Genomic DNA, 14,693 nt, shown 5'->3' with positions numbered 1-14,693 from the left:
CATGTTTGAAAAGGAAAGGAAGCATATGTACAAACGACTACTCTCAGCCGCTATCCTGTCGCTATCGGCATTACCGGCCAGCGCAGACGACCACCACTGTGGCAAAGTCACTATCGCCGATATGAATTGGAACTCTGCTAGCCTGATTGCCAACATCGATCAGTTTATTTTAGAGCATGGCTACGGCTGCGATGCCGAGCTTGTGCCTGGTGATACCATGCCAACGGGCACCTCGATGATTGAAAAAGGTGAACCCGACATTGCCCCCGAGTTTTGGAGTAACTCGATGCGTGAAGGCCTGCAGCGCGGTATCGACGAGGGTCGAGTTCGCTACGCCGGTAGTGCATTTGTTGAAGGCGGCGAAGAAGGGTTTTGGGTTCCACGCTATATGGTCGAAAAACATCCTGAGCTGAAGACCATTTCAGGGATCAAAGCGAACGCTGATTTATTTCCCCATCCAGAAGATGCCTCCAAATCTGCTTTTTATGGCTGCCCCGCGGGCTGGAACTGCCAAATTACCTCAGAAAACCAGTTTGAAGCTTTAGAGTTGGCTGACAGCGGCTTCGAAATTGTCGATCCGGGCTCTGGTGCAGGCCTTGCAGGTTCAATCGCCAAAGCCTACGAACGAGAAGAAGCGTGGTTTGGCTATTATTGGGCACCCACTGCTGTGTTGGGCAAATATGACATGGTAAAAGTGGACTTTGAGACAGGAACAGACGTACAGCACTACAAGGACTGTATTACCTCGAACGATTGTATGAACCCGCAAGCAACCATGTATCCGGCGGCTGACGTTGATACCGTGGTAACAGAACGCTTTGCCACTCGCGCCCCCGAAGCGCTGACTTACTTGAAAGAGCGTGGCTTCACCAACGATCAAATGAATGGCTTACTTGCCTGGATGGAAGAAAACCAGGCCGATGGGGAATACGCGATGACCAACTTCCTCATCAATCATGAAGACATTTGGACCCAGTGGGTACCCAGTGACGTCGCTGAAAAAGTAAAAGACGCCCTGTAACGTTGAAACAGCCAGCGCAGAGCTGCCGCTGCGCTGGCTCTCCTTAAGCAGTATAGGAACAATAACAATGGCTGATTCATGGCTAACGGAAGTGCCAGAAATGAGCAGGCGTGATCTGCTCGCTATTCGACAAACACTCGACGGCGCGTATCGCGACTTCTCCCGCGAATATGGTGAAGGTATTGAAGCCTTCTTTGACCCCCTCCTCCACTTTCTAGTTTGGTTCGAAGACTTACTCCTCGCCACACCTTGGTGGCTGGTGATTGCCGTACTTGCCGGTATTGCATACCTCGCCAGTCGCTCTTGGAAGCTCCCCACGGCTGTGGTTGTTTCTTTCACCCTGATTGCCTATTTGGGTATGTGGGAAGATACCATGAGCACCATGAGTATCATTTTGGTGTGTACACTGGTCGCTATTGGCGTGGGTGTGCCGATAGGCATTGCCATGTCCAAGTCCAATCGTACCCAAGCCGTGGTCACACCGTTACTGGATATTATGCAAACCATGCCCGCCTTCGTGTATCTCATCCCAGTGGTGATGTTGCTGGGTATTGGCAAGATCCCCGGGGTGATCGCGGTGGTTATCTATGCGATTCCTCCGGTGATTCGTTTGACAAACCTGGGGATCCGGTTAGTTGACAAAGATGTGTTAGAGGCAGCCACAGCCTACGGCGCCAATGGTTTTCAGCGTTTATTCCAGATCCAGCTCCCCCTAGCAATGCCAACCATTATGGCAGGCATTAACCAAACCATTATGATGGCACTGGCGATGGTGGTCATTGCCTCGATGATTGGTGTTTCGGGCCTTGGACAGCCTGTACTTAAATCGATTACTAACCAATACTTTACCTTGGGCCTTCTCAATGGTCTCGCCATTGTGGTGATTGCGATTATTTTCGATCGTGTGTCTCAAAGCTACGCCAAACGTTCCCAGCAGCATCTCAAAGGAGGCGATCATGACTAAGCCAGTCCAGGACACCTTAATTGAGATCCAAGGCCTATATAAAGTGTTTGGCGACCACCCGCAAAAGGTAATGCCTGCGGTCAAAGCAGGAAAAAGTAAAGATGCCTTATTACAAGAAACAGGGCATACCATTGGACTCAGTGATATTAATCTATCCATTCGTCGCGGTGAGGTCTTTGTGATCATGGGCCTGTCGGGCTCTGGAAAATCGACCTTAATTCGTCATTTCAATCGCTTGATTGATCCCACCGAGGGTGAAATCCGCGTCGAAGGCACCGATATCATGAAGCACTCGCAAAAAGAGTTGCAGGCGTTTCGACGCCATAAGATGTCCATGGTGTTTCAACGTTTTGGTCTACTCCCGCACCGTACAGTGAGAGAAAATGTTGGGTTTGGTTTACGAATCCAAGGAGAGGGAAAAGCGCAACGCGATCAAAAAGCGGAACAATGGTTGTCGACTGTGGGTCTTGACGGCTACGCCGATCAATATCCGGCGCAATTATCTGGCGGGCAACAACAACGTGTCGGCCTTGCACGCGCCCTCTGCACGGATGCAGAAATTTTGCTGATGGACGAAGCATTTTCTGCCCTTGACCCCCTCATTCGCAGTGAGATGCAAGACCAACTGATTGAATTACAGGAAAAATTACATAAAACCATCATTTTTATCACTCACGATCTGGACGAGGCATTGAGGCTTGGTGACCGTATTGCCATTTTACGTGATGGTAAGCTCGTACAAGTCGGAGAGCCTGTCGATATATTGCTCCAACCGGCCGATGACTATGTCGAGGCTTTCGTGAAAGACGTCAACCGTGCTCGCGCATTAACGGTCGAAACCGTGATGCAGCCACAAATCTGTCGTATCAGTGCCAACACGATTGGCGATGCAATTCAGCAGATGCGTCAGCAAAAGGCCAACTATGGCTATTACATCACAGAAGAAGGCTATCAAGGCACCCTGAGTCAAAAAAACCTCAGTGACAAAGATCCAAGCGGTGATATCGAGGCAAGTCTTCTCGAAGACGTGCCTGCCATTGAGCAAGACTCGTTATTGGAAACCGTCATCCCAGATACGTTGGAGTCAAAATGGCCACTACCCGTCTTTGATAATCAAGGCGAGCTAATTGGGCACCTCTCACGGCAAACAGTGGCCAGTATTCTCAGTGAAAGTGGCCACAAACACGCAGCCGCACCTGACGACAAAGACTCAACGAAAAAAGCCAGTTAGCCAATAACGCACTCTCGCTGACTGTGAACGCGTCCCGCTCAGGCGGGGCGCTTTTTTGTTGTCGCGCTTTTCTGCACCATTTTTCAGCCTCGTCACTGACGCTATCCGCGTCATGTTCATAAAAATGAACAGTGATTTCACTCGCAAATCACATTACTGAGACACCTGTCATTCTACTGAAACAGTGGCTCCTTAAGCTGCGGCGCATATATAGATTAGGCAGTTGACAGGAAGTACCATGAGCGTAAGACAGCGGTTATTGATCGCCTTCACCCTCTTTATCGCCTCGACCATCGGACTCGGTAGTCTCGCACTTTGGATATCGGCTCGCTCCGCGGATGCCTCAGCCGAATATGTAAATCATCAACTTCCCGAAGTATGGGCGCTTTTAGCTCTTGAGCGTGATCACCGCGACCTCGTCAATCTGTCGCAAAAAATCAAAGCACAAGTCTTATTCTGGAACGAGATCACCCCTGAGTTTGAAAAGCTTCAACAACGCTATCAACAGAGCTGGCAAGCGTTGTCACAGTATCCGTCTTTGTCGGACTGGCGTACCGAACAGCTAGAAGGTAAAAAGAAGTTCGACCAATACCTCACCAAGCTTGCTAAAACGGTCGACAGTAAAAGCTTTTACGATGCTGGGCGTCTCGTGGACTTTGACCTCTACCCTGCCGTTGACCCCATGTTAGCGGCCATCAACGAAAAGCTGACCGAGCGTCAAGATAACGCGAAAGACTCTGCCGGCGCGCTTATTACCTTTTTGCACCAGCAATCGAACATCGTCTATGTCGGTTGTGGGATCACACTATTGCTGGCCTTAGTACTGATGACTTGGCTACGAAAAACCGTGGTGGTGCGCCTGAATCATATTGCCACGTCCCTGACGGATATCGATAAGCGCTCCGATCTCTCCGTGCGTTTATTCGATAAGTATCAGGATGAAGTCAGTGCCGTCGCTCAGGCATCTAATAACCTGCTCGATAAGTTCAGTCACTTTGTCACCGATATACAATCGCGGACATCAGCGCTTGATCAACAGTCAGATACCTTAGACCAACAAAGCACGCAAGTGGCGACGATTAACGAGCAAACACGGCAAAACGTTAACGATGTCGCGCAATCCCTGACCGTTATGGAAAGCGCAACCACAGAAATCGCCAACGCCATTCATGATACCCGTGAGTACATCGGCAAAGTCTCTCAGGACAATGATGAAATTCAAACGCAAATGAGTGCGACAGAAGCCTCAATTGCCCATAGCGTCAAGGTGGTGGAAAACGTGTCGAGTACCATGGCAACCTTGAAACAAACCAGTAACCAAATTGCCGGCGTCATGGATGTGATTGAGGGCATTGCAGAGCAAACTAATTTGCTGGCCCTCAATGCCGCGATTGAAGCGGCACGCGCTGGTGAGCATGGGCGAGGCTTTGCCGTCGTCGCTGATGAAGTGAGAAGTTTGTCTCAACGCACAGCACAATCAACTGGCGATATTCGAAACTGGATCAATGACTTACTCGGCCAAGTTGATACCGCCAATAATCTACTAAAGGAAACACAGTCAGCCAGTGCCGACAATCAGCAAGCCAGTGTCCGACTGCAGGGCTATTTAGGCGAGATGCATACCACTTTCCAAGGGCTTGAACAACTCAGCGCGGAAGTTGAAGCAGCCCTAGGATCTCAGCATAAAGAAATTGCTCACCTCACCCAGCAGCGTCGCGCGCTCAAACAAGGTAGCCAATCACTCACCGAGGCAATCGATACCACCAGTAATGTCAGTGGTCAGTTAAGCCACCAATCCAGCGCGTTGACGCAATTAACTGACCAATTTCAAACCTAATAGCTTGATGTGATAAGGGCGCTTCTCGGCGTATCGAGGACGCCCCTTTTTCACAGGGGCTATGTGGCTTAGACATTATTAATGCGTGCGAAACCGGCCGCCAGATCGGCAATCAGATCGTCAACGTCCTCTAATCCGATATGTAGCCTGACGAGTGTGCCGGAAAAATCCACCTTACCCACAGGCCGGATGCGATTGAGTTGCTCTGGCTGATTGGCCAACAACAACGACTCAAAGCCGCCCCATGAGTAAGCCATACTGAAATGCTGCAAATGATCACAGAAAGCATCCAATTGCGCATCAGACAAACGCTGATCAAACACAAACGAAAAGAGCCCATTGCTGCCTGTAAAATCTCGCGCGAAATAGCGGTGCCCAGGACAATCTGCAAATGCAGGATGGAGCACGCTGGCTACTTCGGTTTGCTCATTCAGCCAATTGGCTACCTGTAACGCATTATCCTGATGCTGGGCAAGGCGTACATCCAAGGTTCTCAATCCGCGAGCGGCTTGGTAAGCGGTATCAGGATCGACCGTTTGTCCCATTAAATAGGCGCGCTCGCGCAAGGTCGGCCAGCAGCGCGCATTGGCAACAGCGGTACCTAGCATATTATCCGAATGACCAATAATATACTTGGTCCCAGATTGGATCGAAATATCCACGCCTTGCGTTAACGGTTGATACAAGCGACCTGCTGCCCACGTGTTATCCATCATGATAATCGCATCTGGCGCTCTTTCTCTTACCGCTTGAACGATTGCCGGCGTATCGTGCACTTCCATGGTGTAAGAACCTGGTGACTCTAGAAACACAACGCGTGTATTTGACGTAATACGTTGACCAATCTCCGCACCCTCGAGAGGATCAAAGTACTCGGTCGACACCTGCATATCGGCGAGAATTTTCTGACAAAAATCTTGAGTTGGCTCATACACCGATCCTGAGACCAAAATGTGGTCACCTGTTTTTACAAACGCGAGAATACTGTTTGCAATGGCTGCCGCACCACAGGGAAAGAGTGCACACCCCGTTCCTTGCTCAAGCTCGGTCATGGCATCTTGAAGCGCAAAATGGGTAGTGGCTCCGCGTCTGCCATAGAACAAGGTTTGCTGGTGACGGTTGGCAATCGCGTGCTTTTTCTCGGCTAATGTATCAAAAACAATTGAAGAGGCGCGCTGTACGACTGGGTTGACCCCACCAAGGGTATAGGCTTTACGGCGTCCGGCATGTATTAGCTGCGTACGACTGTGTTTCTTTTCCATCGTTCACTTCACTCATCCTAGATTGACTGACTAATAGCCTACGGATTTACATAAAGGCAGTAAAGACATTTAGATGGCCAAATAAAATTTTATGACATTGATTTGGCTATATGTCATAGCGCTCAGCACTAACTCGTTCAGCCTATTGATACCCGTGTTGACTATTGTTTACAGTACTAAGTAGATCACAATTTCACCATTCTCTCCTAGCACTACCATAAAAACGTATATACATTGTATATCTAAAAGATAGGCACATTGGCATGGCAAAAAAAGAAAAAACAAAGAAAGACAGCCAGTTACTGATAAGAATCAATAGTGAGCAACGGGATGCATTCTTAGAGGCCTGTGACGAACTGGATACGTCCGCAGCACGGGAAATACGCCGATTTATCAAACAGTTTTTAAAAGACCACGAAACGAATAAATCATCGTGATCACACTTGGGGTGGACATGCCGGCCCCGTCCACAGCATTGAAGCTGTATTGCAGTGGCAAACGCTTCGGCAAATCATCAATAAGGAGAGAAACCATGGCAAAAGCGTCAAAAAAAGATTTGAAAAAATCGATTAAGAAAGCAAAAGCGAAAGTTGCAAAACAGGAAAGCAAGCTGAAGAAGCTCAAAAAGCAACTAAAAAAAGCCTAAATCACAGGCTGATACGCAATAAAAAAGCTCGGCATTGCGACCGAGCTTTTTATTTTTATGTCATCAACGTCTATTTGTCATGACGAGATACAGAAAGTGTCTCTTACTCCGACAATATGGGCTCGACCGTAAATCGTCCAACATCAACACCCACGACCTTGACCTGTTCGCCAGCCAGCAATGTACAATCACCGGCGGCCGAGCTGAGTCGCAGTTGCCAAGTGACACCTGAGTATTTAATCGTCGAAGGCTGCTCTCGGCTCAACGGCTCACTGAGCGTCAATATCAACCCGATAAAATCACTATGACGATTATCCGGACGTCGTCCGCCGCGTTGTAGCTGTTTAAGTGGGCGCCACAGCATGGCAGTTAACAAGCCTGCACCGATCCCAGTACTGCTAAATAACGCCGTAACGGTTTCTGGTACAACACCGACCATCGCCAACAGTCCCACCAAAATGGCAGCAACACCGGTTGCTAATAAAACAATGGTCGATAAGCCAAGCAGCCACACTTCGACGGCTAACAGTAACAAGCCCACAATCACGGTTAATTCTGCGAGGTAGATACTCACACTAAACATCCTGTTTTACGCTTTGCTCTTATTGAGTGTATCAATAATTGTCATCGCTTCTGCAACCACATTCGCTGCACCCGTTCCAGAATCAGGTAACAGTACGACTGAGGACTCTTTGGCAATGGCCTGTTTCGCCTTGATCGCTTTTTCTGCGAGCTCCAACTGGATGGCTTTTTGGCCTTCCTCTGTTATTGCTCGTGTCCCTACGATTTCAAGTGCTTCGGCTTGCGCCTCGGCAACCGCGATAATGGCTTGCGCCTCACCTTCCGCTTGCAAGATTTGCTCAGATTTCTCTGCTTCCGCCGCTAAGACTCGGGCCTGCTTTTGACCTTCAGCAACGTTGATATCCGACTGACGCGCCCCTTCTGACTCAAGAATAACCGCACGCTTCTCTCGTTCAGCCTTCATTTGACGTTCCATGGCATCGAGAACAGAGCGAGGTGGATCGATATCCTTGATTTCGTAACGCAGCACCTGAACGCCCCATGGCTGAGCGGCCTCATTGATGGCAGAGACAATCGCGGTGTTTAAGCTTTCGCGCTCTTCAAACGTTTTATCCAGCTCCATTTTACCCACTTCACTACGCATGGTAGTTTGCGCAAGCTGAGTCACGGAGTACACATAATCATCGACGCCATAGCACGCTTTATACGGATCCAATACCTTGATGTACAAGACACCGTCAACAACGAGCGAAATGTTATCTCGCGTGATCGCGGATTGACTGGGTACATCATATGCTTGTTCTTTTAATGTTCTGGTATAACCAATACGATCGATAAATGGCACGATGAAATTGAGACCCGCTTCCATCGTCTTGTAATACTTACCAAATCGCTCTACAACATAAGCCGTGTTTTGTGGCACAAACTTAATCGCACCGCGTAGTACCACGATCACTAAGACCGCCAGCACTACCCAGACGCCAATAAAACTCGACGTTTCTAAAAAAATCGTATCCATGGAGAAGCCCTATCACTGCGGGTCACAATCATGACTCGCATAAACAAACACAAACGCGCGCACACAAGTGTTTACGGCGTTACTCATCGCGTTTTATGATACGTTATTGTCAGCATAAAAAGACATCATCCAACGGTTAATTTGACACCCCTCGCAATCTAGATCGCTTTTCTATGAGGCTCTTTGCGTCGATACAACACAGTTATCAGGCCATGCTCTCATTTTCACAACAAGCTCACACAAAGTTGCCTCTTTCATCCGCAAAATAGATTTACCTCACACTCTTTTGGGTGTATTCTCGATAGTGTTCAACCGTGTTGGTTGACGAACTATTGGTCGTAGACACACCATGTTGCAACCAATAGTAAACTGACGCGCAAATAACGCGTGGTCCTGTTGAAGCTGCTTGGCAGCTTCGATAATCGGAAATTTATGCAGCAATTGAATATAGATACATCGAAACACCCTACCGCTAGGCTGGAAAGTTAGTTGTCCTGAAGATATTCGCTACATTTGCCCATAGAGTCGATTAACGGCACTCGCGTCACTGCAACACCTAGTTAATATATTCAGGAGACACCATGTCCAAAGCTAATGGTTCCGTTAAGTGGTTTAACGAAGAGAAAGGTTTCGGTTTTATCCAGCAAGAGAACGGTCCAGACGTATTCGTTCACTTCCGTGCTATCGTTGGTGAAGGCTTCCGCACACTAGCAGAAGGCCAACAGGTTGAGTTCGATATCGAGCAAGGTCAGAAAGGCCCACAGGCTGCGAACGTCGTTCGTCTGTAAGCCAAACCAAATTTAAGAGAAAGGCGCCCAGTTGGGCGCCTTTTTTGTCGCTATCATTTGTGCTTTAGTCTACCCCATCATTTTTTAAACGAAACCTCATCAAGGTCGCATTCCTTTCACACTCGCTATAGACGCTCTTGCCACCATCCACTAGGCTGAAAACATAGACATTGTCAGGAGGACGTATGCTATCTCCGTGTTTAATTGTTGACGATCATGAAATGATTCGTGACACCATTGGATTGATGGCCCAAGCACTTGGTATTAAGTCGGTGATCACGGCCGCAGATGGTGCCGAAGCGATATCAAAGGCGTACCATGAAGAGCCCAATCTGATCATTACCGACTTACAAATGGATCCCATTGACGGGTTGGAAATGTTACGCCTCATGCGAAGCGGCCGCTATCATTTGCGTCATGACACGCCCATTATCATTTTAACCGCTAACGCATCTCAGGCAGTGATCAGCGAGTGCATTCGCTATGACGTCGATGCTTTTATGGTTAAACCGGTGAAAAAACAAGATCTAGAAAACCGTGTCAAGCAGCTCTCTAAACAGACCAAAGCTAAAAAGCCCCCCAAATTTTACTTTGAGATGTATCAGTCAGACCCCGCCAAATCAACGGATTTTGAGCATAACGGGGCCATCGTCTTTACCGAAGAAGAGCAGCAGAAAATAGAAGGCATCAACGAGCCACAAGGCGAAGCGCAACCTGGCCTGACGTCAAAAGAGCCATCCATGCCCTCACCCAAGGGAGAGTCGAAAGATCGAAAATTCATTCGATGGCAAGAAAAGTATACAGTGGGGGATCCATCATTGGATGAGAGTAACAAGCAACTGCTCTCTATCATCAACGATACGTATGAGGCCATTGCCTATCACCATGAGGACGAGACTAAGACGGATTTTGAGGCCCTCGCGCAACGCTTTCGTGACTATATCGACACTCACTTTCAGCTAGAGGAAGATATTCTCGAAGCACGCGCCTACCCCAAATACAAAGAGCATGCTGCGATTCATCAACGCCTCGCCCGGCAAGCGCAATATGTGCTGCTACAGTGCCAAGCCGACCCAGAGCTATACCGCTCTGAATTCTTTAAGTTTTTGCGTTATTGGTGGATTCACCATGTCGTTCGTGAAGATACTCAGTATCGCGATTTTTTACTGCAAGGTCCTTAATACGTGAGAGTGTACCTACATTGTCTTCCAAGACGGCCTTTCTAGGGCCGTCAGGCATACCTTCCGCCCATCCCCTCGATGTGGGAACCTGCCCACACCTTTAGGCCAGTAAATGTTACTCCTCAAAACACTTACTTTCACAAAAAATTTAACAATAAATAAATTCATATATTTCATAAACTTAATTATAGATGACAAGTCCAACAGTAAAATCTGGGGTTGATAAACCAAATTCATCGCCTATTATATAAAACGAATTCGTTAGAGCACAAAACAATTATGTGGCGATCAAAAACGACAGACACGGCAGTACTTGAATCCAAGGTACGTGACCGTAAACAGACCCAGACCAACACGAAGTTTGTGTTTCGTAAGCCAGCCATCAAGGATGGCGGCAACATCTATCGATTAATCACGCAGTGCCCACCGTTGGATGTGAACTCCGCTTATTGCAACTTCCTACAGGCGACACACTTTAAAGAGACCTGTGTCGTTGCAGAGCGAGAGGGTGATGTACAAGGCTTTATCTCGGGCTACATTCGCCCTGAGCAGCCAGACACCTTTTTTGTCTGGCAAGTTGCAGTGTCACCCAAAGCACGTGGTGAAGGGCTTGCCCTCTCGATGATCGAAGCGCTGATGGCACGTAAAGTCTCAAGCAATATTCGCTTCATTGAAACCACAATCACAGAAGACAACGCCGGATCTTGGGCGCTGTTTAAAAAGGTAGACCGCCTCTACGGTACAGGTGGTCAGCGCTCCGTGTTCCTCGACGAACAGGAGCATTTCAACGGTGAACATGACACCGAATACCTTTTCCGAATTCCACTCAAAAAATAACAGGATGAGTTATGGATATCTTTAAATCGCAGGAGTCAAATGTTCAATGTTACGCCAACAACTTCCCCGTTGTGTTTGAAAGCGCTAAGGGTTGCTGGATCACGGGCGTAGACGGCAAGCGCTACCTCGATTTTCTTGCTGGCGCCGGCTCGCTCAACTACGGGCATAACAACCCAACGTTGAAAAAAGCACTGATCGAGTACATCGAGAAAGATGGCATTACACACGGCCTGGATATGTACACAGGTGCAAAAGCACGCTTTCTCGAAGTATTTAAAGAGCACATCTTGGCACCGCGTGAGTTGGACTATAAGTTCCAATTCACTGGTCCAACAGGCACCAACGCAGTTGAAGCGGCAATGAAGCTTGCTCGTAAAGTAACAGGCCGCGCAAATATTGTGTCTTTCACCAACGGCTTCCACGGCTGTACATATGGTGCATTGGCAGTGACGGGTAATCATCATCACCGCGGTGGTGGCGGCATCCCTGTCAACAACGCTGTGACACGTCTTCCGTATGATGGCTATGCAGACGTTGATGGTTTAACTTTGTTCGAAACCATGCTTAATGACGCATCAAGTGGTCTAACAGGCGGTGATAAACCTGCTGCCGTGCTTCTTGAAGTCGTCCAAGGCGAAGGTGGCCTAAACGCAGCCTCTAATGAGTGGTTGCAGCGCCTGCAAGACATTTGTAAGGCACACGATATCTTGATGATCGTAGATGACATCCAGGCTGGTTGTGGCCGTACGGGTACGTTCTTCAGCTTTGAACCATCAGGCATTAAGCCCGATATTGTGACGCTGTCCAAATCAATTGGTGGTTATGGCCTGCCAATGGCTGTGGTCCTACTAAAACCTGAGCTGGATCAATGGGCTCCGGGTGAGCACAACGGTACATTCCGTGGTAACAACCACGCGTTTGTGACTGCCGCGGAAGCGATTGACACATACTGGCGTGATGATCAATTCCAAACGCATATTCAAGAACGTGCCGATCAATTGAACAAAGTGTTGCAAGAGATGCTTAACAAGCACGGTGATCTTTTTGAGACCATCAAAGGCCGCGGTTTGATGCAAGGCATTGCGTGCCAAAATGGTGATATTTCAGATGAGATCTCCAGCCTGTGTTTTGACAATGGCATGATTATCGAGACCGCGGGTCCAGATGATGAAGTCATCAAATTCTTCTCGCCACTGACAGTCAGTGAAGCAGAGATGGAAAAAGGCCTGCAGATCTTCGTTAAGTCTGTTGAGCAGTATAAAAAACAGAAGCTCAAGAAAGCATCGTAATCGCGAAGACGGCGATCCCCGCTTAACGAAGAGACGTTGAAGGAATAAACATGATTGTTCGTACATTAGAAGAATGCCAGAAAACTGAACGCCGTGTGGTGGCTGAAAACTGGGAGAGCGTACGCATGCTGCTACGCGATGATAATATGGGATTTTCTTTCCATATTACCACCATCTATGCCAACACTGACACGCACATTCACTACCAGAACCACTTAGAGTCTGTGTATTGCATGTCGGGTGAAGGTGAAATTGAAACCACGGATGACGGCAAGGTTTATCCTATTAAGCCTGGCACACTGTATATCCTAGACAAACATGACGAACACCAGCTTCGTGCTAACAAAGGTGTTGATATGGTCATGGCCTGTGTGTTCAACCCACCTATTACTGGGCAGGAAACGCACGATGAGAACGGTGTTTATCCATTAGTCGATTAACCGTCATGGGGCAGCCGGATGCTGCCCCTGTAAACCCAATCGACTCCCTAATTCATAAAAGCCCACAAGGAGCTCACATGAATCATACCGTTGAAAAGATCGGCGGTACGTCGATGTCAGCCTACGACGCTGTCATGGATAATATCTTTTTGTACCCGTCAAACCCGTACAACCGCATTTTTGTCGTTTCTGCTTACGCTGGCATCACGGATGCATTGCTGGAGTGTAAGCGTTCGGGTAAGCCCGGCATTTATCGCCTTCTCGCGGCAAATAACCCTAAATGGCGTGATGCGATGGACGAGTTAGAGCAACGTATGCTGCTCATTAACAGCAATATGTTCCCCGATCCTGTATACCGTGAGCGTGCTGATAACTTTATCCGCCAACGCATGGAAAAAGCACATAGCTGTATCGAAGGTATACTCGAAACCTGTAACTATGGGCAGTTTTCTCTGGAAAGCTATCTACCACAAATTCGTGAGTTCCTCTCCTCTATCGGCGAGGCGCACAGTGCGCACAACTCAACGCTACTGCTCGAAAGTGTGGGAATTAACTCACGATTTGTTGACCTCTCTGGTTGGGATAACCCCGATGAAGGCAAAGGCGACCTCAACACGGTGATCGCCAATGCTATGGAAGACATTGACTTCAGTACTGAGCTGCCCATCGTTACCGGCTACGTCTATTGTGATGAAGGTCTGATGAAGACCTATGACCGCGGTTACAGTGAAATGACATTCAGCCGGATTGCCGTGTTAACCAAAGCAAGTAGCGCGGTGATCCACAAAGAATATCACCTAAGCAGTGCCGACCCTCGCATTGTAGGTCCAGAGCGTGTACAGCCAATGGGCCTCAGTAACTACGATGTGGCTGACCAGCTTGCCAACTTAGGGATGGAAGCCATCCACCCGAATGCAGCCTCTGGTATGCGCGCAGTGGGTATCGAATTGGTCGTGAAAAACACCTTCGAGCCTGAGCACGCGGGTACGGTGATCTCTCACAAATATCGTCCAAAAGACAAAGAGATCGAGATCATCGCCGGTCGAGATAAGGTGCTAGCTCTCCACATCTTTGACCAATCAATGGTTGGGCATGTTGATCAGGTCAGCTATGACGTGATGGAAATCATTCGCGAAGAGAACGTGCAGCTCATCAGTAAAGAGATGAATGCCAACTCAATTACCTACTACTTAGACGGCAAGACAGCCAGTCAAGATAAGGTGATTAATCGTGTTGAGAAGCTCTACCCGAAAGCGAAGATTACGGGTGAAATGGTCGCACTGATTTCTGTCATTGGTAGTCGTATCGACTCAAACCAAACCATGAGCAAGGGTATGCTGGCGTTGCTTGACGCAGAAATAAACCCTAAAGCAGCTCACTCATCGATGCGCGATGTGGACGTGCAATACGTAGTACTTGATAAGTTCTACCACGCGTCGATCTGCGCCCTACACGCTTGTTTTATCGAAGAGCCTACGCCTAAGCCAACCATTCGGGCCGCTTAAGACCCTGGTGCATATGACAAGCGAAAAACCATACCCCCTTACCTAAGGGGGTTTTTTAGTTTTATAAGCTAGCCTAAACCCCCTCCTTGCGATTAAAAACCAACTTAATCACTTATCAATGTTGATAAAGTCTAACTAAAAGGTAAAATTCC

General features: G+C 48.2%; 14 protein-coding genes. 11 read left to right on the top strand and 3 right to left on the bottom strand.

What is annotated here, in order from left to right; genetic code table 11:
• The first annotated feature begins 25 nt into the window (after positions 1 to 25).
• From BZG72_RS12325 to BZG72_RS12310, 4 genes are all read left to right on the top strand, one after another.
• On the top strand, positions 26 to 1,021 hold the full coding sequence (locus BZG72_RS12325) for an ABC transporter substrate-binding protein (protein ID WP_077579279.1): 996 nt from the start codon (positions 26 to 28) through the stop codon (positions 1,019 to 1,021).
• Positions 1,022 to 1,088: 67 nt separating this feature from the next.
• Complete coding sequence (locus BZG72_RS12320) at positions 1,089 to 1,985, top strand: ABC transporter permease (protein WP_046075974.1); 897 nt, start codon at positions 1,089 to 1,091, stop codon at positions 1,983 to 1,985.
• Positions 1,978 to 3,216: a quaternary amine ABC transporter ATP-binding protein gene (locus BZG72_RS12315; protein ID WP_077579277.1), complete on the top strand. Its 1,239-nt coding sequence runs from the start codon at positions 1,978 to 1,980 to the stop codon at positions 3,214 to 3,216. Before BZG72_RS12320 ends, BZG72_RS12315 begins: the two co-directional genes overlap by 8 nt.
• A 238-nt stretch (positions 3,217 to 3,454) precedes the next feature.
• Positions 3,455 to 5,053, top strand: coding sequence for a methyl-accepting chemotaxis protein (locus BZG72_RS12310; protein ID WP_077666909.1), 1,599 nt, complete (start codon positions 3,455 to 3,457; stop codon positions 5,051 to 5,053).
• Between the two features lie 68 nt (positions 5,054 to 5,121).
• On the opposite strand, the gene metC is transcribed toward BZG72_RS12310, so the two are convergent.
• Positions 5,122 to 6,315, bottom strand: a complete 1,194-nt coding sequence (gene metC, locus BZG72_RS12305) for a cystathionine beta-lyase (protein WP_077666908.1) — start codon at positions 6,313 to 6,315, stop codon at positions 5,122 to 5,124.
• 263 nt (positions 6,316 to 6,578) lie between these two features.
• On the opposite strand from metC, the gene BZG72_RS16325 reads away from it, so the two are divergent.
• The gene (locus BZG72_RS16325) at positions 6,579 to 6,752 is read left to right on the top strand and encodes a hypothetical protein (protein ID WP_167369758.1); all 174 of its coding nucleotides are present in this window, start codon (positions 6,579 to 6,581) and stop codon (positions 6,750 to 6,752) included.
• Positions 6,753 to 7,064: 312 nt separating this feature from the next.
• Here BZG72_RS16325 and BZG72_RS12300 read toward each other — a convergent pair whose 3' ends face one another.
• Positions 7,065 to 7,535: an NfeD family protein gene (locus BZG72_RS12300; protein WP_443508085.1), complete on the bottom strand. Its 471-nt coding sequence runs from the start codon at positions 7,533 to 7,535 to the stop codon at positions 7,065 to 7,067.
• A gap of 15 nt (positions 7,536 to 7,550) precedes the next feature.
• Positions 7,551 to 8,501: a slipin family protein gene (locus tag BZG72_RS12295; RefSeq protein ID WP_046075979.1), complete on the bottom strand. Its 951-nt coding sequence runs from the start codon at positions 8,499 to 8,501 to the stop codon at positions 7,551 to 7,553.
• A gap of 581 nt (positions 8,502 to 9,082) precedes the next feature.
• Here BZG72_RS12295 and cspE point away from each other — a divergent pair.
• The 6 genes from cspE to BZG72_RS12265 all read left to right on the top strand — a co-directional run bounded on the left by cspE (position 9,083) and on the right by BZG72_RS12265 (position 14,541).
• On the top strand, positions 9,083 to 9,289 hold the full coding sequence (gene cspE / locus BZG72_RS12290) for a transcription antiterminator/RNA stability regulator CspE (protein WP_025744354.1): 207 nt from the start codon (positions 9,083 to 9,085) through the stop codon (positions 9,287 to 9,289).
• 185 nt (positions 9,290 to 9,474) lie between these two features.
• On the top strand, positions 9,475 to 10,470 hold the full coding sequence (locus tag BZG72_RS12285) for a bacteriohemerythrin (RefSeq protein WP_046075980.1): 996 nt from the start codon (positions 9,475 to 9,477) through the stop codon (positions 10,468 to 10,470).
• A 279-nt stretch (positions 10,471 to 10,749) separates the two neighbouring features.
• Positions 10,750 to 11,307 carry a diaminobutyrate acetyltransferase gene (ectA, locus tag BZG72_RS12280; protein WP_046075982.1) on the top strand — a complete coding sequence of 186 codons (558 nt, stop codon included), beginning with the start codon at positions 10,750 to 10,752 and terminating at the stop codon, positions 11,305 to 11,307.
• An 11-nt stretch (positions 11,308 to 11,318) separates the two neighbouring features.
• Positions 11,319 to 12,596, top strand: a complete 1,278-nt coding sequence (ectB, locus tag BZG72_RS12275; protein WP_077666906.1) for a diaminobutyrate--2-oxoglutarate transaminase — start codon at positions 11,319 to 11,321, stop codon at positions 12,594 to 12,596.
• A 50-nt stretch (positions 12,597 to 12,646) separates the two neighbouring features.
• Positions 12,647 to 13,036: an ectoine synthase gene (locus BZG72_RS12270; protein ID WP_046075984.1), complete on the top strand. Its 390-nt coding sequence runs from the start codon at positions 12,647 to 12,649 to the stop codon at positions 13,034 to 13,036.
• Between the two features lie 77 nt (positions 13,037 to 13,113).
• Positions 13,114 to 14,541, top strand: coding sequence for an aspartate kinase (locus BZG72_RS12265; RefSeq protein ID WP_046075985.1), 1,428 nt, complete (start codon positions 13,114 to 13,116; stop codon positions 14,539 to 14,541).
• Positions 14,542 to 14,693 lie beyond the last annotated feature (152 nt).

The sequence above is a fragment of the Salinivibrio sp. PR6 genome, assembly GCF_001995955.1.
Taxonomy (GTDB): Bacteria; Pseudomonadota; Gammaproteobacteria; order Enterobacterales; family Vibrionaceae; genus Salinivibrio; species Salinivibrio siamensis.
The sequence above is the reverse complement of the archived record's forward strand: the minus strand, read 5'-3'. Positions and strand labels throughout refer to the sequence as shown.

Coding starts and splice junctions, on each gene's coding strand:
- BZG72_RS12325 (WP_077579279.1), top strand. CDS start 26: ATGTACAAACGACTACTCTCAGCCGCTATCCTGTCGCTATCGGCATTA.
- BZG72_RS12320 (WP_046075974.1), top strand. CDS start 1,089: ATGGCTGATTCATGGCTAACGGAAGTGCCAGAAATGAGCAGGCGTGAT.
- BZG72_RS12315 (WP_077579277.1), top strand. CDS start 1,978: ATGACTAAGCCAGTCCAGGACACCTTAATTGAGATCCAAGGCCTATAT.
- BZG72_RS12310 (WP_077666909.1), top strand. CDS start 3,455: ATGAGCGTAAGACAGCGGTTATTGATCGCCTTCACCCTCTTTATCGCC.
- metC (WP_077666908.1), bottom strand. CDS start 6,315: ATGGAAAAGAAACACAGTCGTACGCAGCTAATACATGCCGGACGCCGT.
- BZG72_RS16325 (WP_167369758.1), top strand. CDS start 6,579: ATGGCAAAAAAAGAAAAAACAAAGAAAGACAGCCAGTTACTGATAAGA.
- BZG72_RS12295 (WP_046075979.1), bottom strand. CDS start 8,501: ATGGATACGATTTTTTTAGAAACGTCGAGTTTTATTGGCGTCTGGGTA.
- cspE (WP_025744354.1), top strand. CDS start 9,083: ATGTCCAAAGCTAATGGTTCCGTTAAGTGGTTTAACGAAGAGAAAGGT.
- BZG72_RS12285 (WP_046075980.1), top strand. CDS start 9,475: ATGCTATCTCCGTGTTTAATTGTTGACGATCATGAAATGATTCGTGAC.
- ectA (WP_046075982.1), top strand. CDS start 10,750: ATGTGGCGATCAAAAACGACAGACACGGCAGTACTTGAATCCAAGGTA.
- ectB (WP_077666906.1), top strand. CDS start 11,319: ATGGATATCTTTAAATCGCAGGAGTCAAATGTTCAATGTTACGCCAAC.
- BZG72_RS12270 (WP_046075984.1), top strand. CDS start 12,647: ATGATTGTTCGTACATTAGAAGAATGCCAGAAAACTGAACGCCGTGTG.
- BZG72_RS12265 (WP_046075985.1), top strand. CDS start 13,114: ATGAATCATACCGTTGAAAAGATCGGCGGTACGTCGATGTCAGCCTAC.